This window comes from Streptomyces tendae (assembly GCF_008632955.1).
Taxonomy (GTDB): domain Bacteria; phylum Actinomycetota; class Actinomycetes; order Streptomycetales; family Streptomycetaceae; genus Streptomyces.
The window spans coordinates 261,559-283,737 of record NZ_CP043959.1 but is presented as its reverse complement, the minus strand read 5'-3'; the positions used below and the strand labels follow the sequence as shown (position 1 = coordinate 283,737).

At 72.2% G+C, this 22,179-nt stretch carries 20 protein-coding genes, 1 tRNA gene and 2 pseudogenes; 8 read left to right on the top strand and 15 right to left on the bottom strand.

Going from position 1 to position 22,179, the window contains the following annotated elements:
* The first annotated feature begins 73 nt into the window (after positions 1-73).
* From F3L20_RS01375 to F3L20_RS01365, 3 genes are all read left to right on the top strand, one after another.
* Positions 74-997 (top strand): metallophosphoesterase, encoded by a 924-nt coding sequence (locus F3L20_RS01375; protein ID WP_145829242.1) that lies wholly within the window; start codon positions 74-76, stop codon positions 995-997.
* Positions 998-1,296: 299 nt separating this feature from the next.
* Positions 1,297-2,049 (top strand): Pr6Pr family membrane protein, encoded by a 753-nt coding sequence (locus F3L20_RS01370; protein WP_150151288.1) that lies wholly within the window; start codon positions 1,297-1,299, stop codon positions 2,047-2,049.
* 47 nt (positions 2,050-2,096) lie between these two features.
* Positions 2,097-2,170, top strand: a tRNA-Pro gene (locus F3L20_RS01365).
* 28 nt (positions 2,171-2,198) lie between these two features.
* Here F3L20_RS01365 and F3L20_RS01360 read toward each other — a convergent pair.
* From F3L20_RS01360 to F3L20_RS01335, 5 genes and pseudogenes are all read right to left on the bottom strand, one after another.
* Positions 2,199-2,573: a hypothetical protein gene (locus F3L20_RS01360; protein ID WP_150151285.1), complete on the bottom strand. Its 375-nt coding sequence runs from the start codon at positions 2,571-2,573 to the stop codon at positions 2,199-2,201.
* 38 nt (positions 2,574-2,611) lie between these two features.
* Positions 2,612-3,370 carry a DUF6928 family protein gene (locus F3L20_RS01355; protein ID WP_150151282.1) on the bottom strand — a complete coding sequence of 253 codons (759 nt, stop codon included), beginning with the start codon at positions 3,368-3,370 and terminating at the stop codon, positions 2,612-2,614.
* Between the two features lie 370 nt (positions 3,371-3,740).
* On the bottom strand, positions 3,741-4,175 hold the full coding sequence (locus tag F3L20_RS01345) for a hypothetical protein (protein WP_150151279.1): 435 nt from the start codon (positions 4,173-4,175) through the stop codon (positions 3,741-3,743).
* Between the two features lie 181 nt (positions 4,176-4,356).
* Positions 4,357-4,471 (bottom strand): annotated as a pseudogene (locus F3L20_RS35535) (PIN domain nuclease); the annotation flags it as partial.
* Entirely contained in the window at positions 4,428-4,652 is a 225-nt protein-coding gene (locus F3L20_RS01335; RefSeq protein ID WP_150151273.1) for a type II toxin-antitoxin system VapB family antitoxin, read from the bottom strand. The pseudogene F3L20_RS35535 and the gene F3L20_RS01335, both read right to left, overlap by 44 nt.
* Positions 4,653-4,790: 138 nt before the next feature.
* On the opposite strand from F3L20_RS01335, the gene F3L20_RS01330 reads away from it, so the two are divergent.
* Positions 4,791-5,279, top strand: a complete 489-nt coding sequence (locus F3L20_RS01330) for a cation:proton antiporter regulatory subunit (RefSeq protein ID WP_150151270.1) — start codon at positions 4,791-4,793, stop codon at positions 5,277-5,279.
* 187 nt (positions 5,280-5,466) lie between these two features.
* Here F3L20_RS01330 and F3L20_RS01325 read toward each other — a convergent pair whose 3' ends face one another.
* From F3L20_RS01325 to F3L20_RS01315, 3 genes are all read right to left on the bottom strand, one after another.
* On the bottom strand, positions 5,467-6,672 hold the full coding sequence (locus F3L20_RS01325; protein ID WP_150151267.1) for a cation:proton antiporter: 1,206 nt from the start codon (positions 6,670-6,672) through the stop codon (positions 5,467-5,469).
* A gap of 744 nt (positions 6,673-7,416) precedes the next feature.
* On the bottom strand, positions 7,417-8,406 hold the full coding sequence (locus F3L20_RS01320; protein ID WP_150151264.1) for an NAD(P)-dependent alcohol dehydrogenase: 990 nt from the start codon (positions 8,404-8,406) through the stop codon (positions 7,417-7,419).
* Between the two features lie 175 nt (positions 8,407-8,581).
* Complete coding sequence (locus F3L20_RS01315) at positions 8,582-9,277, bottom strand: TetR/AcrR family transcriptional regulator (protein WP_150151262.1); 696 nt, start codon at positions 9,275-9,277, stop codon at positions 8,582-8,584.
* Positions 9,278-9,451: 174 nt separating this feature from the next.
* Between F3L20_RS01315 and F3L20_RS01310 the strand changes: the two genes are divergently transcribed.
* On the top strand, positions 9,452-11,326 hold the full coding sequence (locus F3L20_RS01310) for an NAD-binding protein (protein WP_150157178.1): 1,875 nt from the start codon (positions 9,452-9,454) through the stop codon (positions 11,324-11,326).
* Positions 11,327-11,418: 92 nt separating this feature from the next.
* Here F3L20_RS01310 and F3L20_RS01305 read toward each other — a convergent pair whose 3' ends face one another.
* Positions 11,419-13,266, bottom strand: coding sequence for a S9 family peptidase (locus F3L20_RS01305; protein ID WP_150151259.1), 1,848 nt, complete (start codon positions 13,264-13,266; stop codon positions 11,419-11,421).
* Between the two features lie 235 nt (positions 13,267-13,501).
* On the opposite strand from F3L20_RS01305, the gene F3L20_RS01300 reads away from it, so the two are divergent.
* Positions 13,502-14,389, top strand: a complete 888-nt coding sequence (locus F3L20_RS01300; RefSeq protein WP_150151256.1) for an SURF1 family protein — start codon at positions 13,502-13,504, stop codon at positions 14,387-14,389.
* Here the strand turns inward: F3L20_RS01300 and F3L20_RS01295 are convergent.
* The 4 genes and pseudogenes from F3L20_RS01295 to F3L20_RS01280 form a co-directional block, all read right to left on the bottom strand.
* Entirely contained in the window at positions 14,356-15,402 is a 1,047-nt protein-coding gene (locus F3L20_RS01295; RefSeq protein WP_167534439.1) for a hypothetical protein, read from the bottom strand. The genes F3L20_RS01300 and F3L20_RS01295 overlap by 34 nt on opposite strands.
* A gap of 437 nt (positions 15,403-15,839) precedes the next feature.
* A complete protein-coding gene (locus F3L20_RS01290; protein WP_186568499.1) occupies positions 15,840-16,511 on the bottom strand; it encodes a SigE family RNA polymerase sigma factor in 672 nt (223 codons plus the stop codon).
* A 452-nt stretch (positions 16,512-16,963) separates the two neighbouring features.
* Entirely contained in the window at positions 16,964-18,046 is a 1,083-nt protein-coding gene (locus tag F3L20_RS01285) for an aspartate-semialdehyde dehydrogenase (protein ID WP_150151251.1), read from the bottom strand.
* Positions 18,046-19,316: pseudogene (locus F3L20_RS01280) on the bottom strand (aspartate kinase). Before F3L20_RS01280 ends, F3L20_RS01285 begins: the two are co-directional and overlap by 1 nt.
* 672 nt (positions 19,317-19,988) lie before the next feature.
* On the opposite strand from F3L20_RS01280, the gene F3L20_RS01275 reads away from it, so the two are divergent.
* Positions 19,989-20,462 (top strand): hypothetical protein, encoded by a 474-nt coding sequence (locus F3L20_RS01275; protein ID WP_150151248.1) that lies wholly within the window; start codon positions 19,989-19,991, stop codon positions 20,460-20,462.
* A gap of 80 nt (positions 20,463-20,542) precedes the next feature.
* A complete protein-coding gene (locus tag F3L20_RS01270) occupies positions 20,543-20,815 on the top strand; it encodes a hypothetical protein (RefSeq protein WP_150151245.1) in 273 nt (90 codons plus the stop codon).
* Between the two features lie 43 nt (positions 20,816-20,858).
* On the opposite strand, the gene F3L20_RS01265 is transcribed toward F3L20_RS01270, so the two are convergent.
* Together F3L20_RS01265 and recR are read right to left on the bottom strand one after the other, a co-directional pair.
* Positions 20,859-21,518, bottom strand: a complete 660-nt coding sequence (locus tag F3L20_RS01265) for a DUF5063 domain-containing protein (RefSeq protein ID WP_145829224.1) — start codon at positions 21,516-21,518, stop codon at positions 20,859-20,861.
* Complete coding sequence (gene recR, locus F3L20_RS01260; RefSeq protein WP_030863096.1) at positions 21,511-22,110, bottom strand: recombination mediator RecR; 600 nt, start codon at positions 22,108-22,110, stop codon at positions 21,511-21,513. The genes F3L20_RS01265 and recR overlap by 8 nt, the downstream gene beginning before the upstream one ends.
* Between the last annotated feature and the right edge of the window lie 69 nt (positions 22,111-22,179).

Genomic DNA, 22,179 nt, shown 5'->3' with positions numbered 1-22,179 from the left:
CGCCTGCCGATTTGCGGTGCCCCGCCGCCGAGGTCCGTTCGGAGGGACCGTCAGGGTCTGACACGATGGGCTCATGCGCGCGCGATACGGAATCCCCCTGGGAATCACGGCGGCCGGCGCCGCCGGACTGCTGTACGCCGCGGGCTTCGAGGCCCGCTCCTTCCGCCTCCGACGGGTGACCGTCCCCGTCCTCCCCTCAGGGATGCGTCCCCTGCGCGTGCTGCAGGTGTCCGACATCCACATGGTCGGCGGCCAGCGCAAGAAGCAGCGCTGGCTGCGCTCGCTGGCAGGGCTGCGTCCCGACTTCGTGATCAACACAGGTGACAACCTGTCCGACCCCGAGGGCGTCCCCGAGGTCCTGGACGCGCTGGGCCCCCTGATGGAGTTCCCCGGCGCGTACGTCTTCGGCTCCAACGACTACTACGGCCCCCGGCTCCGAAACCCGGCCCGCTACCTGCTGGAGAAGGTGCAGGGGCGGCACGGCCTGAACGGCAACCCGCCGGTCGTCGACGCCGTCCACAACCCGTGGGAGGACCTGCGGGACGGTTTCGACTCGGCGGGCTGGCTCAATCTGACCAACACCCGGGGCACCCTGAAGATCGAGGGCTCGTCGATCGAGCTGACCGGTCTGGACGACCCGCACATCAAGCGCGACCGCTACCCGGAGGTGGCGGGCGGCCCCTCGGCCGGCGTCGACTTCTCGATGGGCGTGGTGCACGCGCCGTACCTGCGCGTCCTGGACGCCTTCGCCGCCGACGGCTACCCGCTCATCCTGGCCGGCCACACCCACGGCGGCCAGCTCTGCATTCCCTTCTACGGCGCCCTGGTCACCAACTGCGACCTGGACACGGACCGCGTGAAGGGCCTGTCCACCCATACGGCGGAGGGCCGCCGGTCGTACCTGCACGTGTCGGCGGGGTGCGGCACGAGCCGCTACACGCCGGTCCGCTTCGCCTGCCCGCCGGAGGCGACGTTGCTGACGCTGGTCGGCCGGTGAGGGCGGTAAGGCCTGTCGGCCGGTGAGGCCGGTCGCTGAAGAGGTCGGTGTACGGCCGGGCCCGTTGACGTGAGTCGGCGGGCCTGGCGGCGTATCGGGGGCACGTCGAGCCGGCGGTGTATCCCCGGCGGGCCGACCCCTCGCTGCCGTATCGCGGTGGCCCAGCCGCGCCGCCCAGGATTCAGGCGAGGGCGCGCGAGCGGGTCGGCGGCCCAGCGGGCCTGCGGGCGATCGGGCGGGTAACCCGACCGGTCCACCCCACATCGCCCCGAACCGGACACCGGCCCACGCTGGGGTGCATGACCGCCCCGATACCCAGGGACATCCCGGACCTCCCCGCCCTGCCGCGGACGGCACCGGCACTGCTCCCCTCCGTCGTCCCCGCCAGAGCCGTCGTACCGCCGGTGCGCCGCCCGCTGACAGCGGTGTACCGGCTGGTGCTGGCGGTGGTCGCGACGGCGGCCGTACTGGTCGAGATCCTCCTCGGCAGTCCCACCCGGGTGCTGAGCTACTTCGTGATCCAGAGCGGGGTCCTGCTGGCACTGGTGACGTTCGCCTCGGCCCGCCGCGCCTGGACCGCCCGGCACCCCCTGCCGGGCGCGGTCACCGGGGCCGCGCTGCTGTACGTCGTCATGGCGGCCCTGGTCCACCACATCCTCCTGGCGGACGCGTCCCCGGCCTTCTCCATGACGGGCCCGGTGTCCGGCGGCGCCTCGTGGCTTGAGCCGGTCGCCGCGCACACCCTTCACACGGTGCTGCCGGTGGCCGCGGTACTGGACTGGCTGATCCTCACGCCACCGGCCCGCATGCACCTGCGCCAGGCGCCGACATGGCTCCTGTACCCCTTGGCCTACCTGGCCTTCACCCTCGGCCGGGGCGAGCTTCTGCCCGGCTCCCCGGTCCGCTACCTCTACCCGTTCCTCGACGTCGCCCGGCACGGCTACAGGAGCGTGCTGGCCAACGGACTCCTCGTGGGGCTGGCCTTCTACGCCGTGGCGGTCCTCCTGGTGGCCCTGGACCACACCCGCCCGAAAACCAGATTTCGTCTCTAGCCACCGGTGGGCTAAAGTAAACGTCGTCGCCGCGACAGCAGCGACACCGGGGTGTGGCGCAGCTTGGCAGCGCGCTTCGTTCGGGACGAAGAGGTCGTGGGTTCAAATCCCGCCACCCCGACAGCCATAACAACAGGTGAGGCACCTACTCATGTGAGTAGGTGCCTCACCTGTTTTTGTGTGCCACCAATGGCCTTCCACGGTGTGGAGGCCGGACTCCGTGTCATCATCGGGCGATGCTGAGTGAGGAGGACGCGCGTCGGTTGGTGCTGGCCGAGATCGACCTTCAGCGGGTCCACGTCGAGTACGACCTTGAGATCCTGCGCGTAGGAGCGGTGTCCTTCGGGTGGATCTTCTACTGGGGAGCGGTCCAGGACGACGGGAACGGGCAGCGCCCTCGGCCGGGAGGTAATGGCCCTTTCCTCGTGGATCGCGACAACGAGCGGTTGATCCGCACCGCCACCAGCATCCCCGTAGCCCGTCAAGTCGCCGACCATGAACGGCGGCTGCGGCGCGAGGCCCACGCTCGCAACGTGGCAGCGAAACGCTTCGGACCAAGTGCTCAGATGCCGTCGCACTCGACCAGTGAGCCTTCGGGTGTCAGTGAGTAGACGCGCGGTGGACGCAGGGCTTGTGCGGCTGTGCGGAGCCTGGCTGCCTGTTCGTCGGGGTCGGGGGCGTGTGGATCCTCCACCCGGAAGCCGTACAGGGTGATGGCTTCCGCGTCCACGTCGGTGGGGTGGGGCAGGCCCTCCTGGATGAAGCCGCAGAGCGTTCTCAAAGCCTCCTCGCCCAGCTCCAAGGGGTGGAACGGCAAGGCGTACGGCTCGTCCTCCTCACCCGGCCAGGGGATGATGTCCGCCGGGCGGTCGCCTGCCCAGTACGGTCTTTCGAAGGGGAGCGGGTCGCCGATGTTCTCGATGATACCGCTGTCGGGCGACAGGCTCAGGGAGCGGATGAGGCGTCCGTCCTCCCATACCGCGAACGCCAGCCAGTCGACGACGCTGTGCATCGCGTGCAGGACCAGGCGTCGGCCTGTGCTCGCCGCCACCATGTGGTCCGGGAGCTGGGACGGGCGGTCGATCATCACTCGCTGGTCGCCCATCACCTCCACGCCCGGCCAGCTGGCCGCGTACACCGTTCCCTCCGTCGGGTAGACGCCGTCCCAGAGGTTCGATCCCTCGCACCGCGCTGTCTCCCTGCCCGGGTGGAGGCGTCGCACCAAGGCCTCGGTGCGGTCGAGGTCCGCCGTCCCCACCTGCCGCAGCAGCGCCGGCACGTCGCCGTCCGCGTACACCAGCAGCCCCGTCTTGGCCCCCACGGCCCCTCCTTGAGTGTCACGCTCGATGGTGGGGGCACCGTATCCGCAGACGCTGACAGCTGACTTGGTCTGTTGACCTGTCGTGCCCGAGTACTCGCCGGCTATGTGCCTTCCAGGCGGCGGACCAGGGCGCGTAGGGCGCGGAGTTCCGTGTCCGGGTCGTGCTTGCCCTCGCGGGTGAGGGTGATCCAGGTGCGGGGGCGACGGCCCGCGTAGTCCTTTCTCCAGGGTGATCAGAGGGGGGTGGACCCGCCATGGTCGCCGCAACCGCCAACTACTCGGCAGGGTGCAGTAGTTGGCGCGCAAGAGCTATCTGCTCGCGCGTCGAACGGCCTCGCGTGTCAGAGGGAGGAGAAGGTCGCCGCTCGGGTTACGGCCTCGCGAGCGGCAGCGCCGCCGCCACCGTGTTCCGGTCCTTGCGGCCGAGCAGGGGGAAGACGATGCGCAGGCACTGCTCGTATCCCGGATACGACGCCACGAAAGACGAGTTGAGCACCCGCTCCTTGATCTCCGATCGCACGAGGCCGTCGCGCGGGAACGTCATCAGGTGCTCCTGCGGGCGGGCGAAGACCGGGTCCGCCCGGAAGACGAAGAACCGCCGGTCGGTCATGACCAGGTACATGGGGGTCGGCGTCGGGATCACGGCCATCCCCCCGCTCAGGAGGGCCGACGCCGCCGCGAACGCCGCGGTCCGGGCCACCGAGACGGTACTCAGGTTCACGACGGTCGCCACCTCGACCCGCTCGCCGGGTTCGAGCATCGGTTCGACGGTGGCCAGAAGCAGGCGGCGGCGCTTTCCGTTCACGGGCGGTACTCCTGAAGTCGGGCCGACCGGACGGTACCCCCGGTCCGGCGTGCGAGGGCCCGGCTCCCCCCGGGCGTCGCCGTAGGCTACCTGCGGCCGAAAAGGGCCCTTGTGCTAGGGCTTCGTCACCCCGTGCGGACAGCGGCCGATGCCCACCCTCGTCAGACGCGGGACAGCTTTGGAGCAGCGTGGGTCCCGTCTGCTCCGCGGCGGGCGGTCACGAGGAGGTCGACGGCTCCGGCGCTGCGATGCTCACCTTTGGCGGTGAGTTCTCGCTGGACCACACGCGCGCGCCGAGTACAGCACACGGACGCGCCAGCCCCGGTAGTCGCGCTTGTCCAGGAGGAGTTCGGCGTCGAAGGCGGCCTCGTCCGTGAGGACCCGCAGTTCATGCAGGGCGCCAAGCCGACGTTTGCGGGCCACGCTCTCGCGGAGGGCGGTGTTGACGGTGTCCCGCTTCGTGGTCGTACCTCCCATGGACGACGAGACGTCTATCCATATGCACGCCGGGGTGTATCAAGGGCGAGGTCGGCCCGGATGACACCTCGGCCGGCACGTGCCGTAGGGTGCCGTCGGTCATGGCCCGTAGGACAACTGAGGTGTAGGGGGACGGTCATGGGCGGCGCTGCGCGCGTGGGGCACACTCCGTTGCCGGGGATCGGTGTGCGATACGACCTCGTCACGCGGGAGCGGCGGCGGTTGTCGGTGATCGCCCATCTCGACGGTTCCCGGACGCTGAACGTCCACCGCAAGGACGATCCGGACGACACCGCGCTGTGCCTGCGCCTGAATACCGAGGAGGCGGCGGCCGTCGTCGACGCCCTGCTCCCCTCGCACCACAGCCCGAACCTGCTGGCGACGGCCGAACTGGGCCTGGTCGCCGAGCGGATCGAGCTGTCGGCCACCTCGCACTGGAACGGACGCCTGCTGGGCGACACCCGCATGCGCACGGAGACCGGCGTCTCCGTGGTGGCCGTACTGCGTCGCGCCGAGGCGATCCCGTCGCCGGGCCCGGACTTCCGGCTGGCCGGCGGCGACACCCTCATCGTGATCGGCACGCGCGAGGGTGTCGGTGTCGCCGCGGAGATCCTCGGACGGGAGTGAGCAGCCAGTGATCACCGGCCGGCCCCGCTCCGCCAGGAAGGCCGGTCGGCGAGTACTCCGCCCGCAAGCGCCGGTCGGCAAGTACTCCGCCGGGAAGCGTCGGTCAGCAAGCACTCCCCCAGAAAGCGCCGGTCATGAGTGACCCGCCGGACCTCACCGGTCAGGAGTGACCGGCCGCCGCCGGCCGTCAGACCTTCGCCGGCTCCGGCGTCGGCCGCTCCGTGTCCACCGGCGTGTCCGTCCGGCCGCCGGTGAGGCGGCGGGCCAGCGGCTCGGTCCAGCGGGCGGTGAGAGGACCGACGACCACCAGGATCAGCACGTACGCCGTGGCCAGCGGGCCGATGCGGGGCTCGACGCCGACCGCGAGGCCCGCGATGACGATCGAGAACTCGCCGCGCGCCACCAGCGTGCCGCCCGCACGCCAGCGCCCCGCACCCTTGATGCCCGCGCGGCGTGCCGCGTACCAGCCGGTGGCGATCTTGGTCAGCGTGGTGACGAGGGCCAGGAGCAGGGCCGGGACCAGTACCGGCGGGATGTCGGCCGGGTCGGTGGACAGGCCGAAGAAGACGAAGAAGACGGCGGCGAACAGGTCCCTCAGCGGGGTGAGCAGGTTGCTCGCACCCTCGGCGACCTCACCGGACAGGGCGATGCCCACGAGGAACGCGCCGACGGCCGCCGAGACCTGCAGTTCCTGCGCGAGGCCGGCGACGAGCAGCGTCAGGCCGAGCACGACCAGGAGCAGCATCTCCGCGTTGTCCGAGGAGACCGCGCGGCTGATCAGGCGGCCGTGGCGCAGCGCCACGTAGAGCACGGCGCCCACGGTGCCGAGGGAGATCAGCAGGGTGACCGAGCCGCCCGCCAGGCCGGCGCCCGCCAGCACCGCGGTGAGGATCGGCAGGTAGACCGCCATCGCCAGGTCCTCGATCACGAGGACGCCGAGCACCACCGGTGTCTCCCGGTTGCCGAGCCGGCGCAGGTCGCCGAGCACCTTCGCGATCACGCCCGAGGAGGAGATCCAGGTGACACCGGCCAGCGCGACGGCCGCGACCGGACCCCAGCCCAGGATCAGCGCCGCTACGGCGCCGGGCACCGCGTTGAGGACGAAGTCGACCGCCCCGGACGGGTACTGCGTCTTCAGGTTGGTGACCAGTTCGGAGGCGCTGTACTCGAGGCCCAGCATGAGCAGCAGCAGGATGACGCCGATCTCGGCGCCGACGGCGGTGAACTCCTCGCTGGCCTGCAGCGGCAGGATGCCGCCGTGCCCGAAGGCGAGTCCGGCCAGCAGGTAGAGCGGGACGGGCGAGAAGCCCACCCGTCCGGCGAGGCGGCCCAGCAGTCCGAGGGCGAGGATGATCGCGCCCAGTTCGATGAGCATGGTGGCGGTGTTGTGCACGGGCGTCGGTCCTCCGGGTCGGTGACGGCGGCGTCAGTGCCTGAGAAGGGATGGGGTGGAGCGGGCGGGCGGACGGCGGGAGGCCGTGGGTCGCGCGCGGAATCCGCAGGGTGCGGTGACGGGTGACGGCGGAGTGTCCTGGTCCGTGCGCGACGCGACGCCGGGGTGGGCGGGTGTGCGGCGTGCGTGCGGGCGCTGCCGCGCCCTTGACGGAGGGGCGGCGGCCGGGCGGTCAGGCGCCGAAGTGAAGGGCGTCCGGTTCGGGGACGCTGTCGCGGGGGGTGATGTCGATGCGCACGGGCCGGTTCGTGTCGCGCCGCACTGCGCGTCGGTTCATGTCACGTCCCCCCTCGCATCCAGGTCCGCTTCCCGCGGACTGAGCATCCGGCGGCTCAATGGAGCGCCAAGGCGAAGTAAAGTTTACCGCACGACAAATTGCGTGTACGTGACATATAGGTACGGAGTGTGTAAAACGCGTGGCGGTGTGCGGTCGCGGGTGCGCCGTCCCCCAGCGGAGCGCCGACCGCCGGAGCCCGGTCCCACCCTTCGGGCAGCCGCGTCGGGCCTTCGTTCACGGAAGGGCGTGAGCCGGCACCGCGTCGGCGCAACCGGGACGGTCAGATCGTCTTACAGGCTTATGGCCGGCACCCGGTGCCGGGCCGTGTTCGGTGCGATCGGCGCGCGCGGGGGCAGTCCGGCTCACCCCACGCATCGCACGCACCCGGCTCACCCCACGCCCCGTACTCACCCCACGGTGAGCACCGTCTTGCCGCGGGCATGGCCGCGCTCGACGTGGCGCACAGCGTCCGCCGCGTCGGCCAACCGGTAGGTGCGGCCGATCACCGGGGTGAGCCGCCCGGACTCGACGAGCGCCGTCACGGCGGTCAGGTCCTCATGGGCCGGGCCGGACGGGGCCGTCGGGAGGATCACGGCCAGCCGCTGACGGACGACGGTGTTCAGGGCCAGTACGTGCAGCATGCCGCCGATCGCACCGAACACCCGCCCGGGAGGGCCTCCGCCGTTAGCCACCAGTGTGCCGGTCGGGGTCAGCGCCCGGCGCATCCGGGAGGGCGGCCGGTTGCCGACGTTGTCCAGGATCACGTCGTAGCGCCGTCGCCCGTCCGTGACGTCCTCGCGGGCGTGGTCGACGACGTGCGCGGCGCCCAGGGAGCGCACCAGGTCGGTCTTCTCCGCGCCGCACACGCCGGTGACCTCGGCGCCCAGCGCCACGGCCGCCTGCACCGCGAACGAGCCGACGCCGCCACCCGCCCCGATGACGAGCACCCGCTGCCCGGGCCGGACCCGCCCCACGGTCCGGATGCCGCGCAGTGCGGTCACCGCCGCCATCGGGAGCGCCGCCGACTGCTCGAACGTGAGCCCCGCGGGCCTCGGGACCAGCAGGTCAGGGGTGGTGAGGGCGTACTCGGCGAAGGCCCCGGGGCAGAAGCCGAGCACCTCGTCGCCGGGGCGCACCCCTCGTACCCCGGCACCGACGGCCGCCACCCGGCCGGCCGCGTCGATCCCGGCCACCCGCGCCTTGGGGCGGGTCAGGCCGACGCCTCCGAGCAGCCGGGCCGCATAGGGGTCGCCACGCAGCATGTGCCAGTCGTAGGGGTTGACCGCGGCGGCGTGCACCTGGACCAGCACCTGTCCGGCCGCCGGTTCGGGACGGTCGACGTCCGCCGGCCGGAGGACGTCCGGCGGTCCGAAGCGGTCCTGGACGATCGCCTTCATCCTGTCTCCTCCATCGCTCGGTGAGGTGAACGGACGGCTGGGTGGTGTACGGCGTACACCACCCAGCATGGGTGTACGCCGTACACCTGGCAAGAGGGCGGCAGCGACAAGATGACGCGGGAGGGCAGAAGTTGACGTACCGTCAATCCGCGGCGGCGCGGCGCCTGGCGTACCGTCAGCCCGCGGCGGCGCGGAGGCGTTCCAGTCCGTCCAGGGTCAGGTCCAGCGCGAACTCGAACTCGAACTGGTCGTCACAGCCCGCGCCGACGACCGACCCCTCGTCGTGCGTCACCGCCCGGGCCAGCGCGGCGATGTGCGGGTAGCGCGCGGCCGCCTCCTCGGGCGGCAGCGCGTCCGCGTCCGGGGGGCGGCCGGGGCTGTCGTCGAACAGCTCCTGCGAGAACCCCAGCAGCCGGCTGCCCATGACGTGCATCGCGTGGTGGAGGAGGTCGAGCGGGAACCCCCCGGCCCGGAACACGCCGATCATCTGGTCCAGGTACGCCGTCACCGCGGGCGTCGGGGCGGCACGCGCCTTCATCCGCGCCTCGATCACCCCCGGCGCCCAGGGGTGACGCAGCAGCATGCGGCGGGCGGACAGCACCCGCAGGCGGACGGTGGTCTTCCAGTCGGCGTCCTCGACGGGCGGGTCGATCTCGCCGACGACGGCGTCGATCATGCCGTCGAGCAGTTCGTCCTTGTGCGCCACGTGCTTGTACAGCGCCATGGGGACGACACCGAGGTGCTGCGCGATCTTCCGCATGCTCAGCGCGTCGGCCCCGCCCTCGTCGGCGAGCGCGACGGCGGCGGACAGCACCCGCTGCCGGCTCAGGGGGGCACGGGGCCGGTGGGCCTCGTCGGCCTGCCTCGGCATCTCCGCCGTCCCCCTCTCCCTCGGACCGGCCACCGGGTGTACGGCGTCCACCGGCGGCGTGCGCACGTCATGCTAGTCGTGCGCCCTGGAACCACGCGCCGCCGTCAGGCAGTCTTCTGCCCTGTGGTGAGCCTCCTTCCCAACCCCGCCCCGCCCAGCGACCCTTCGGCACACATGGTGGTGTGCGGTGACGACGGGCTGGCGCACCGCCTCGCCGCCGAACTGCGCGGTGTGTACCGCGAACAGGTCGTCCTCGTCGTGCCCTCCGCCGGGCGCGCGCCCCAGCCGATGACGGGACGGGCCCGGGCGGCCTCCGCCGCACTGCTCGACCGGGTCGTGACCGCCGTCAACCGGGGCAACGGCGGCTCCGACGACACCCTGGTCCCCGGCGAACGGGTGATGGAGGCCGCCGAACCCACCGAGGCCGTGCTCGCCGACGCGGGCGTGGAGCGGGCCGCCGCGCTGGCGCTGGTGTACGACGACGACGAGACCAACATCCGCGCCGCGCTCACCGCCCGCCGCCTCAACCCCCGGCTCCGCCTGGTGCTGCGGCTCTACAACCGGCGTCTCGGCCAGCACATCGAGGAACTCCTCGACCAGGCCGCCGCACTGGCGGGCGGCGCCACCCCCGGACGCGCCGGCCACGGGCACGACAACGCGACGACCGTGCTGTCCGACGCCGACACGGCCGCTCCCGCGCTGGTCGCCACCGCCCTCGTCGGCACCAGCAAGGTCGTCGACGCCGAGGGACTGCTGCTGCGCGCGGTGGAACGACGCCCGCCGGGGCCCGGCGAGGTGGCCGACCCTGGCCTGTGCACGCTGGCGCTGCTGTCCGCGACGAGCAACGACCCCGCCGGCGCCGAGGGTTCGGAGGACAGCGGGGACCAGGGGCCCCAACTGCTGCCCGGCGCCGAGGCGGTGGCGGCGGCGACCGGACGCGGGACGGTGGTGCTGGAGCAGCTGTCGTACTCCGGTCCCCCGCTGCCCTCGCGGCGCGGCACGGTCCCGCCGTTCGCCTCGCTGTTCTCGGCGCGGCTGCGCTGGTCGCTGGCGGGACTGGTGGCCGCGGTCGTCGCCCTCGCGGTGGCGCTGATCCTGGTGACCGACGACCACCCGCTGCACGCCATCTACGTCACGCTGCTGGACCTGTTCGCCATCAACGAGCCCGCGCTCGACGCGCCGACCGGACAGCAGGTGCTCCAACTGCTGTCGGGACTGGTCGGACTGCTGCTGCTGCCGGTGCTGCTGGCGGCGGTCCTGGAGGCGCTCGGCACGTTCCGTACGGCGTCGGCGCTGCGCAAGCCGCCGCGCGGACTCGGCGGGCACGTGGTGCTGCTCGGGCTGGGCAAGATCGGCACTCGGGTGCTCACCCGGCTGCGGGAGCTGGACATCCCCGTGGTGTGTGTGGAGGCGGACCCGGAGGCGCGCGGCGTGGCCGTCGCGCGGCGGCTGCGGGTTCCCGTGGTCGTCGGGGACGTCACGCAGGAGGGCGTCCTTGAGTCGGCGAAGATCCACCGCGCGGACGCGCTGCTCGCCCTGACCAGCATCGACACCACGAACCTGGAGTCCGTGCTGTACGCCCGCTCGGTACGCCCCGACCTGCGCGCGGTGCTGCGGCTGTACGACGACGACTTCGCCAAGGCGGTCTACCGGACGCTGCGCATGGCGCACCCCACCGGGCTGACCCGCAGCCGGAGCGTGTCGCACCTGGCGGCGCCCGCCTTCGCCGGGGCCATGATGGGGCGGCAGATCCTCGGCGCGATCCCCGTGGAGCGGCGGGTGCTGCTGTTCGCGGCGGTCGTCGTGAACGGGCATCCGCAGCTGGAGGGGCGCACGGTCGCGGAGGCGTTCCGGCCCGGGGCCTGGCGGGTGCTGGCGCTGGACACGGCGGCCCGGGGCGACGGGGCGGGGGCCGACGCTCCGGGGTCCGGGCTGGTGTGGGACCTGCCGGCCACCTACGTCCTGCGGGCCGGTGACCGGGTCGTGCTGGCCGCGACCCGCAGGGGACTCGCGGAGCTGCTGGGGCGCCGGACGCGCAGCACGGCGTGACGCGGCGGACCGTGCGCCGGGGTGGGGCCGGGCCCGCCCCGGCGCACGGAGCCGGGGTGGGGCGGGCCCGCCCCGGCGCACGGAGCCGTGGGTCAGGACGGCAGGTGGCGGGCCGCGAAGTCGAGCTCCAGGCGGATCTGCTTGATGCGCTCGTCGACCACCAGCGAGCCGTGACCGGCGTCGTAGCGGTACACCTCGTGAACCGCGTTGCGGGACTCCAGGCGCTTGACGTAGTTCTCGATCTGCTGGATGGGGCAGCGCGGGTCGTTCACCCCGGCCGAGATGTAGACGGGGGCCTTCACCCGGTCGACGTAGGTGATCGGGGACGAGGCCTCGAAGCGCTCGGGGACCTCCTCCGGGGTGCCGCCGAGCAGCGTGCGGTCCATCGCCTTCAGGGCCTCCATCTCGTCGTGGTACGCCGTGACGTAGTCGGCGACCGGGACCGCCGCGATGCCCAGCGCCCACGCGTCCGGCTGCGTGCCGAGACCGAGCAGGGTGAGGTAGCCGCCCCAGGAGCCGCCGGTGAGGATCAGCCGGGCGGGGTCCGCCAGCCCCGAGGAGACCGCCCACGCGCGGACCGCCTCGATGTCCTCCAGCTCGATCAGGCCCACCCGGTGCTTCAGGGCGTCCGTCCACGCCCGGCCGTACCCCGTGGAACCCCGGTAGTTGACGCGGACCACCGCGTAGCCGTGGTCGACCCAGGCTGCCGGGCCGGCCGCGAAGGAGTCGCTGTCGTGCCAGGTGGGGCCGCCGTGGATGTCGAAGACCGTCGGCAGCGGGCCGGTCGCGCCCGCCGGCTTCTGCACCAGCGCGTGGATACGGCCGCCCGGCCCCTCCACCCACACGTCCTCCACCGGCACCGAGCCGGGCGACTTCATGCCGGGCGGGTCGAGGACCACGCCACCGGACGTGGAGCGGACCGCCGGGGGCTGGGCCGCCGAGGACCACAGGTACTCCACGCTGCCGTCGGGACGGGCCGTCGCGCCCGAGACCGCGCCGCGCGGGGTGGAGATCTTCTCCAGCCGCCGCTCCGCCAGGTCGTAGCGGAAGAGCTCGCCGCGTGCCTCGAAGCCGTGCGCGATGAGCAGGGCCGAACCGTCCGGGAACCACTCGGCGCTCACGTCACCGGGCAGGTCCAGCGACAGGTCCGTCTCCTCACCCGTCGCCACGTCCCACACCAGGGGCTCCCAGCGGCCCCGCCGCTGGTGACCGATGAGCAGCCGGGTGTCGCCCTCGACCGGGGCGAAGCCCAGCACCTCCAGACCGAGCTCCTCGGTGCCGCCCCGGGTGTCGTCCAGCTCGGCGACCGTCGTGCCGTCGGGGCGCATCACGCGCAGCGCGGAGTGCATAGCGTCCCCGTGCTCGGTGTGCTCCACGGCGATCAGCGAACCGTCGTAGGAGAGGTCGCCCACGCCCGCCGACTCACGGTGGCGGTACAGCTCGACCGGCGCCTCACCGCCGCGCACCAGGTGGATCGTCGTACCGTCCTCGTCGGTGGAGCGGCCGACGACGGCCGTACGCCCGTCGCGGCCGAGCGCCAGGCCCGCCGGGTACGAAGGGTCCAGGCCCGGGGCCGCGAGCTCGTCCTCGCCGCCCGTGAACCGCTGCCGGCGCCAGACGCCGAACTCGTCGCCGTCCTTGTCGTCGAACCACCAGATCCACTCGCCGTCGGGCGAGAGCACGCCGTCCGTCGTGCCGTTGGGCCGGTCGGTCACCTGGCGCTGCTCGCCGGTCGCCCGGTCCCAGGCGTACAGCTCGTACGTCCCCGTCGCGTTCGACACGAACAGGGAGCGGTCGGGGGCGTCCTCGGCCCAGTCGGGAAGGGACACCCGGGGCGCCCTGAAGCGCTTCTCCCAGTCGGGCATCTCCCCGGTCTGCTGCACTCGCTCGGTCTGGTGGTCCGCCCGGTCCGGCGCGTCGGACCCGTTGCTCTCAGTCATGTCCCCATACTGCCCGTCCGGACCGCCCTCGCGCGTCCGAGGTCCCCAGCCTGTGGACAACTTCCTCCGGAACTTCCACCGGACCTCTCACCCGAGGCCGCCCGGCCGGGCCCGCCCGGCGCTTCCCCCGCCGGTCACCACCCGCCCCGCGCGCGGCGCCACGGGCCGCCCGGAGGCCACGCCGCAGCCGACCCCGCGGGACGGGAACCGTCCGCGGGCCCGTACCGTTGAGGGCGTGTACCGGTTTCTGCTGACCCCCCGCTGGTGGGCGATCAACGTCTTCCTGCTGCTCTCCATCCCCTTCTGCATCTTCATGGGGTCCTGGCAGCTGGGCCGGTTCGAGGACCGGGTGGACAACCACCGCGAGGCGGAGGAGCGCGTCACCTCGGCCCAGCAGGAGGCGGCCCGGCCCCTGGACGGCCTGCTGCCCGTCACCAAGGCCACCTCCGGCAAGCAGGCCACCGCGACCGGCCGGTACGACACCCAGCTCCTCGTGCCCGACCGCACGCTGGACGACAAGCACGGCTACTACGTCCTGACCCTGCTGCGCACCGACACCGGCCGCGCGCTGCCCGTCGTCCGCGGCTGGCTGCCCGGCGAGCCGGACCCGGCGAAGGTGCCCGCGCCGCCCACCGGCCAGGTCACCGTCACCGGCGCGCTCCAGGCGTCCGAGACGCCGGGCAGCAACGGCGTCAGCAGCCGCAGCGGCCTGCCCGAGGGCCAGACCGCCGCGATCAGCGCGGCCAGCCTCGTCAATCTCGTGCCGTACGACGTGTACGACGCCTGGGTCACGCTCAACCGCGGGGACTCGGGGATGAACGCGGTGCCCGCGGCCGCGCCCGGCGGCACGGGGCTGGACCTGAAGGCCTTCCAGAACCTCGGCTACACCGCCGAGTGGTTCGCCTTCGTCGGCTTCGTGATCTTCATGTGGTTCCGGCTGCTGCGCCGCGAGGTGGAGCTCGCCCGCGACGCGGAGCTGGGCCTCGGCCCCGACGCCGACGGCGGTGAGCCGCGCGGCACCGACGGGGACGACGGCGACGGCGGGCAGCCGCAGGCCGCCGACGGGACCGACGGCGACGACGTCCCCCGTCAGCCGACCGGCGTGAGCAGCCCCGTCCAGTAGACCGTGCCGGCGCAGGCGTTGGCGACGGTCGCGGTGGCCGAGCCGGAGCCCGTCACCGCCGTGTAGGTCACCGTCACGCTGCCTTCGGTGCCGCCGTCCTCCCGGAGCAGCTGCGTCGCCGTACCGCCGCCGGTGCCGGTCGTCGCGCCGGCCGTGTTCGTCGGGTTGTCGGACGGTGTCGGGTCCGCCGTGGGACCGCCGGTGCCGCCGCCCGTCGTGTCGCCGGGCACGGGACACGTCTCGGACGGCACCCAGGCGAACCGCACCTCGTACGCGTCGCCCGGCTTGAGCACCAGGGTCGCCGCCTCCAGGGACGGGTCGGGCAGTCCGGCCGCCGCGTCACCCGCGACATGCCGCGCCGTCCCGACCTTCGCCGCGTCGGCCGCGCCCTGCGGGGTCGCGCCCACGGAGCCCGCGCCCTCCACGGTGCAGCTCGCACCGGAGACGTTGGCGACCCGGAACGAGCCGTAGACCGCGCCCGCGGAGTCGGGGGCGGCGCTGGTCGCGGTGGCCGGGCCGAGCTGGGAGCCGGTACAGGCGGGGGCGGCCGCCGTGGTGCCGGCCGACGGGTCGGTGCCCTCGGTCGCGCCCGTGCCGGTGCCGGCGCCGGCACTGGCCTTGTCCCCCTCCTTCTTGCCTCCGTGGTCGTCGCCCTCGACCTCGTCGGAGGCGCCGCCGGCGGTGGTCTCGCCCTGGCCCGGGTCCTTGCCCTGACCGGTGCCGCCCTGGGCCTGCGAGGCGTGGCCGACGGCGGACGGGTTGGCGTCCGAGCCGGCGGCGCCGGAGACGTGGACCAGCGCGGGGACGGCGGTGCCGAGGAACAGCGCGGCGGCGGCCGCGCCGACGAGGGCCTGGCGTTTGCGCGCGCGGCGGGCGGGGACGGCCCGGCGCAGGTAGTCCAGGGTGCCGTCGCTCGGCTCCACGTCCTGGACGGCCTGGTGCAGCAGGGCTCGCAGTTGCAGTTCGTCCGAGTCGAGCCCTTCGGGGCTCTGTTCGTCCCGGCCGTCGTTCACAGTTCCGTTCCCAGCGTGCGTGTGTGTCGGGTGCTGCCCGGGCGGTGTCACGAGCGCGCGCAGCCGCGCGAGCCCGTCCGCCACGGGCACGCCCTCGTGTTGCGGGCCGCGCGCGGGCCCGGGCAAGTGCAAGGGCGGGGCCTCGCCGGCGTCCGCACGCCCGTCGCCGTCGCCGTCATCGGTGTCCTCAACGGCATCCGGCGCCCGGCCGCCCTCGGACTCCCGGCCGCTTTCGGACTCAACGGGCTCCTGCCGGTCGGCGGGCTCCCGACCGTCCTCGGGCTCCTGCCGGTCGGCGGGCCCCCGACCGTCCTCGGGCTCCTGATCGTCAGCCGACTCCCGATCGTCCGCGGACCCCGCCACGCCGGCGGACGTGCCGCGCGGGTCCTCCGGCTCACGCTCCTCGTGCCGCGGGTCCCGCATGTCCTGGCCCTCGCTCATGCCGGTGCCTCCATGGCCACCCGCAGCGCCGCGATGCCCCGTGAGCCGTACGCCTTCACCGAGCCCAGCGAGATGCCGAGCGTCTCGGCGACCTGGGCCTCCGTCATGTCGGCGAAGTAGCGCAGCACCAGCACCTCGCGCTGGCGGCGCTGCAGGTTCTTCATCGCCTTGATGAGGGAGTCGCGCTCGAGCTGGTCGTACGCCCCCTCCTCCGCGCTCGCCATGTCCGGCATCGGCTTGGACAGCAGCTTCAGGCCGAGGATGCGGCGGCGCAGCGCGGAACGGGAGAGATTGACGACCGTCTGCCGCAGGTAAGCCAGCGTCTTCTCGGGGTCCCTGACCCGTTTGCGGGCGGAGTGGACGCGGATGAACGCCTCCTGGACGACGTCCTCGCAGGAGGCGGTGTCGTCGAGGAGGAGCGCCGCGAGTCCCAGCAGGGAGCGGTAGTGGGTGCGGTAGGTCTCGGTGAGGTGGTCGACCGTGGTACCGGCCGCCACGGTGTCGTCGGCGCCGTCGCGCTGACCGGGGATGCGGGCGGGGCGCGCTGCGGGCATGGGCGCGATCACCGGCATGCCACCGGACGCGCCGGCCACGCGGGGCCGGAGCGTGGCGCGGGGCGGCCGGAGGGCCGTGCCGCGCGGCGCTGTGAAGTCGAGTACCTCTGCCACGCCAGTTGGACACGCTTCCCCCCGTAAGGGTTGTACGTGCCGGGCGTCACGTATGCGCCGACCGGTGCCGTCCACCGCCCACCCGCGTCAGGCAGCACCACCGACAGCACATCGAATGCCCTCATGCGACCCGCTCTTCCCCTGTGTTTCATATGAACGGACGTCCCCACGCCCGGTTCCAGACGTCCCCACGTCTGGGAAGCAGCGTCCCCACGCCCCGGATAAGGGTGACCGCAAAGACGCTCCCCGCCCTCCGCTCGGTTGCGGCTGGCGGGGAGGTGAATCCTCGTCTGCAATCCTCGGTCCAGGAAGTTGCATGTTCAAGTGGTCCAGACCGAAGAACCGGTCCACAAGTTCCTCACGGATCCTACAAACGAATCCTCCGTGATCCAGAACATTTACCGGCCGGGGTATGCGCCCGGGGCCAGGGCACCGCGGGTATGCGCCCGGGGCTAGGGCACCGGCCGCTCGGCGGCCACCAGTTCGGCGATCTGCGCGGTGTTGAGCGCGGCGCCCTTGCGCAGGTTGTCCCCGCACACGAACAGCTCCAGCGCCGTCGGGTCGTCCAGGGTCCGGCGCACCCGGCCGACCCAGGTCGGGTCGGTGCCGACGACGTCGGCGGGGGTGGGGAACTCGCCCGCGGCCGGGTTGTCGAAGAGGACCACGCCGGGGGCGGTCGCGAGGATCTCGCGGGCCTTGGCGACGGTGACCTCGCCCTCGAAGCGGGCGTGCACGGTGAGGGAGTGCACGGTGACCACGGGGACGCGGACGCAGGTGACCGCGACGGGAAGGGAGGGCAGGCCGAGGATCTTGCGGGACTCGTCCCGCACCTTCATCTCCTCGGACGACCAGCCGTCCTCCCGCAGCGAGCCGGCCCACGGCACGACGTTCAGCGCGACCGGCTCCGGGAACGGCCCGGTGTTGTCCCCCACGGCCCGCCGCACGTCGCCCGGATTCGTGCCCAGGTCGGTGCCGGCCACCAGGGACAGCTGTTCGCGCAGGGTCCGCACGCCGGCCTGACCGGCCCCGCTGACCGCCTGGTACGAGGAGACGACCAGCTCACGCAGGCCGAACTCGGCGTGCAGCGCGCCCATCGCGACGATCATCGACAGGGTGGTGCAGTTGGGGTTGGCGACGATGCCGCGCGGGCGGCTCCGCACCGCGTGCGGGTTGACCTCGGGCACGACCAGCGGCACGTCCGGGTCCATGCGGAAGGCGCCGGAGTTGTCGACGACCACGGCGCCGCGGGCGGCGGCGACGGGCGCCCACTCGGCGGAGACCTCGTCGGGCACGTCGAACATCGCGACGTCGACCCCGTCGAAGGCGTCCCCGGTGAGCGCCACCACCTCGACCTCCTCGCCGCGCACGGCCAGCTTGCGGCCGGCCGAGCGCGGGGAGGCGATGAGCCTGATCTCGCCCCAGACGTCCGCGCGCTGGGACAGGATCTGGAGCATGACCGTGCCGACGGCCCCGGTCGCTCCCACGACCGCGAGCGTCGGCCGCCCGGAACGTCCGGGTCCTGCGGTGCCGGTCATCAGCGGCCGGTGCCTCCGTAGACCACGGCCTCGTCACTGTCGGAGTCCAGGCCGAAGGCGCTGTGCACGGCGCGCACGGCCTCCGGCACGTCGTCCTTGCGGGTGACGACCGAGATGCGGATCTCGGAGGTCGAGATCAGTTCGATGTTGACGCCGGCGTCGCTGAGCGCCGTGAAGAAGTCGGCCGTGACGCCGGGGTTGGTCTTCATGCCCGCGCCGACGAGGGAGATCTTGCCGATCTGGTCGTCGTAGCGCAGGGAGTCGAAGCCGATGGTGCCCTTGTTCTTCTCCAGGGCGTCGATGGCCTTGCGGCCCTCGGTCTTCGGCAGGGTGAAGGAGATGTCCGTCAGCCCCGTGGACGCGGCGGACACGTTCTGCACGACCATGTCGATGTTGATCTCGGCGTCCGCGATCGTGCGGAAGATCGACGCGGCCTCGCCGGGCTTGTCGGGCACGCCGACGACCGTGACCTTGGCCTCGGAGGTGTCGTGCGCGACACCGGAGATGAGAGCCTGCTCCACCTGCTTGTCCCCTTGCTCGATCGGCTCGCTGCTGACCCACGTGCCCTGCAGTCCGCTGAAGGACGAGCGGACGTGGATCGGGATGTTGTACCGGCGGGCGTACTCCACGCAGCGGTGGAGCAGCACCTTGGAGCCGGAGGCGGCCAGTTCGAGCATGTCCTCGAACGAGATCCAGTCGATCTTCCTGGCCTTCTTCACCACGCGCGGGTCGGCGGTGAACACACCGTCGACGTCCGTGTAGATCTCGCACACCTCGGCCTCGAGCGCGGCGGCGAGGGCGACGGCGGTGGTGTCGGAGCCGCCGCGGCCGAGCGTGGTGATGTCCTTGGTGTCCTGGCTGACGCCCTGGAACCCGGCGACGATGGCGATGTTGCCCTCGTCCACCGAGGCCTTGATCCGGCCCGGTGTGACATCGATGATGCGGGCTTTGTTGTGGACCGAGTCGGTGATGACACCTGCCTGGCTGCCGGTGAAGCTCTGGGCGTTGTGGCCCAGGTTCTTGATCGCCATGGCCAGCAGGGCCATGGAGATCCGGCGGTCAGCAGCATGTCGAGCTCGCGGCCGGCAGGGATCGGGGAAACCTGCTCGGCGAGATCGATCAGCTCATCCGTCGTGTCGCCCATCGCGGAAACCACGGCGACCACCTGGTGGCCGTTCTTCTTGGCTTCCACGATCCGCTTGGCGACGCGCTTGATGCCTTCGGCATCGGCTACGGAGGAGCCTCCGTACTTCTGCACGACAAGGCCCACGTGCGCTCCTCGCTCAGTCCGTCGTTGTCCACAGTCCGCCCACACATGTGTGCGGCGTGGTCCGCTCAGTCTATCGACGTCCGAAAATCCCCCCTTCGCGATATCGCATGGTGAGACATCGGACGCTCGCCAGGGGCTCATGCCCAACCGCAGCCCCGCCACTCGAAAAGTGCCCCGCGTCACACTTCGGCGTGGCAGTTTTCAGTCGCTGAGGCTTTTGGAACCGGGTGTGGGGGCTGACGCCCACGGGCGGCCCGGGACGGTCGACGACGCCGGACGGGCCGGAACGTGTCGGGCACCGGCGCCGGCCCGCGTTCCGCTCCATTTTCTCTCAAGCTCCGACGGCCTGCGGAAACGCGGGAGATTCGAGGGCGTCGCCGACAAGCCCCGGACGTTGAATTCAAAACTGAATTACCCGACCCCGCGGACAGGTGAACAAAAACAGCCATTGGCGAGATGATCATCCACCGTGTTACATTCCTGCCGCGTCGAACACCTGGCCTGACCAGCCGGGTTCGGACGCCGGAACCGCCCTTACGAAGTGACGCGGCGGCCGGAGGGGAAGTTAATCGGGGGAAGAAGTCCACGGGGGGACCATTTCGGTTTCCACGCCAGTCCAGGTCGCCCTTTTGGGCTTCCTCCCCTTGTGATTGAACACAAGGGAGATCGTACATGACCCGCACTACTCTGCGTCTGGCCGCTGTTTCGGCCGTCGCCGTCCTGGCGGTCGGGGCGGGCGCGAGCCTGGCGCAGGCCTCCGAGGCCACCACCTCGGCCCCCGCGGCGGTTTCGTCCGCGCCGGCACTCACCGCGGCCCAGGCCCGCGCGCTCCTCGCCGACCCGGCCGTCTCCGCCGGACTGAACGCCCGGGACACCACGTCCCTGCGGGCCGTGGCCGACGGAACGGCCACCGAGGTCCAGGCCCGTGGGGCCGTCGGAGGCGCCGCCAAGGCCCTGTTCAACCTGCTGAAGAAGCACGGCGGCAAGGTGTACAGCGGCGCGGTCAAGGCCGCCAAGTCGAACTGGGGCAAGTTCCGTTCGTACATGGACGGTCTGCCCTGGTACCACCCGGTCCGCATCGCCTGGGTCGCGGCCGGCGCCGAGGCTCAGTACCAGCTGTACACGTACATCCGCGGCCTCGTCTGAGACACCGGACTCGTCGTGTGGGGGTGGTGCGCCGTGCCGGGGGGACGGCGCACCACCCCGCGGCGGAAGGAGACACATCGATGAGCGACGTCGAAGCCCCGCAGGCGCTGCGGCACCTGTGGGCCTCTCCCGCGCTGTTCGTCCTGGCGGCGTTCGTCGCGTTCAACGTGGCCGGCAGCCGTGCGGCGGGGTGGGCGCTGATGGCCGGAGGGCTGTCGGGGCCGCTCGTCGCGCTCGCGTGGCAGACGGTACGGCGGGAACGGCCGGAGACGGCGTTCGTCGTCGTACCGCTGGGGCTGCTGGTGCTGATGTCCGTGCTGTTCGGGATCAACGAAGGGCCGCCCTGGGGCTGACGGGGCGCGGCGCGGAGTCGAGGACCGCGGTCTCGCAAGCCCCTCAGGTGACGGGACGCACGCCCAGAGGGGTGCCGATCTCCTCGGCCATGACCCTGCCCGCCTCGAACTCGAGGGTGTCGTCGCCGATGCCCTGGTCGGTGTCCAGGCCGTCGAGCTCGGCCAGGGGCTGGTTCAGGCGGACGTGGGCGACGACCGACTGCAGGGCGCGCAGCGACGCGGACGCCGTGGAGCCCCAGTTGGAGAAGTAGGAGAACTGCCACCACCACAGCGCCTCCGACGTACGGCCGGCGCGGTAGTGGGCCATGCCGTGGCGCAGGTCGGTGATGACGTCGGTGAGGTCGTCGGAGATGCGGGCCGGAACCGGGGCCTTGCGGGGCTCGTAGGGGTCGAAGACCTCGGAGTAGACGTCGATCGGATCCAGGAGCCGGGCGAGGTTCTCGCGGAGTTCGTCGACGTCCGCCTCGGGGCCCATGTCGGGCTCGTAACGCTCGTCGGGGACGATGTCCTCGTGGGCGCCCAGGCGACCGCCGGCCAGCAGCAGCTGGGAGACCTCCAGGAGGAGGAACGGCACGGCCGAGTCCGGCTCGTCGCCTTTCGCGACCTCGGTGACGGCGACCAGGAAACTCTCGATCTGATCGGCGATCTGTACCGCGAAGTCGTCCGGGTTCTGGTGCGTCGCGTGCAGCGTGGCGTCAGACATCTAGGAGTCGTCTCCCCTCGAAGGCGCGGCCGAGGGTCACCTCGTCCGCGTATTCCAGGTCGCCGCCCACCGGGAGGCCGCTGGCCAGGCGGGTGACCTTCAGGCCCATGGGCTTGATCATGCGGGCGAGGTACGTGGCCGTGGCCTCGCCTTCGAGATTGGGGTCCGTGGCCAGGATCAGCTCGGTCACCGTGCCGTCCGCCAGCCGGGCCAGGAGTTCCCGTATGCGCAGATCGTCGGGGCCGACCCCGTCGATCGGGCTGATCGCGCCGCCCAGCACGTGGTAGCGGCCCCGGAACTCACGGGTGCGCTCGATGGCCACGACGTCCTTGGGCTCCTCCACGACGCAGATGACCGCGGGGTCGCGGCGGGTGTCGCGGCAGATGTTGCACTGCTCCTCCTGCGCGACGTTCCCGCAGGTCGCGCAGAAGCGGACCTTCGCCTTGACCTCCATCAGCGCGTGCGCCAGACGCCGTACGTCCGTGGGCTCCGCCTGCAGGATGTGGAAGGCGATCCGCTGCGCGCTCTTGGGACCGACGCCGGGCAGCCGCCCCAGCTCGTCGATGAGGTCCTGGACCACGCCTTCGTACAACGGACTGCCGTCCTTCCTGGTGTTCCTTCACTACGTACGGTAGAGGCCCGCGGCCCCGCTTAGAAGCCC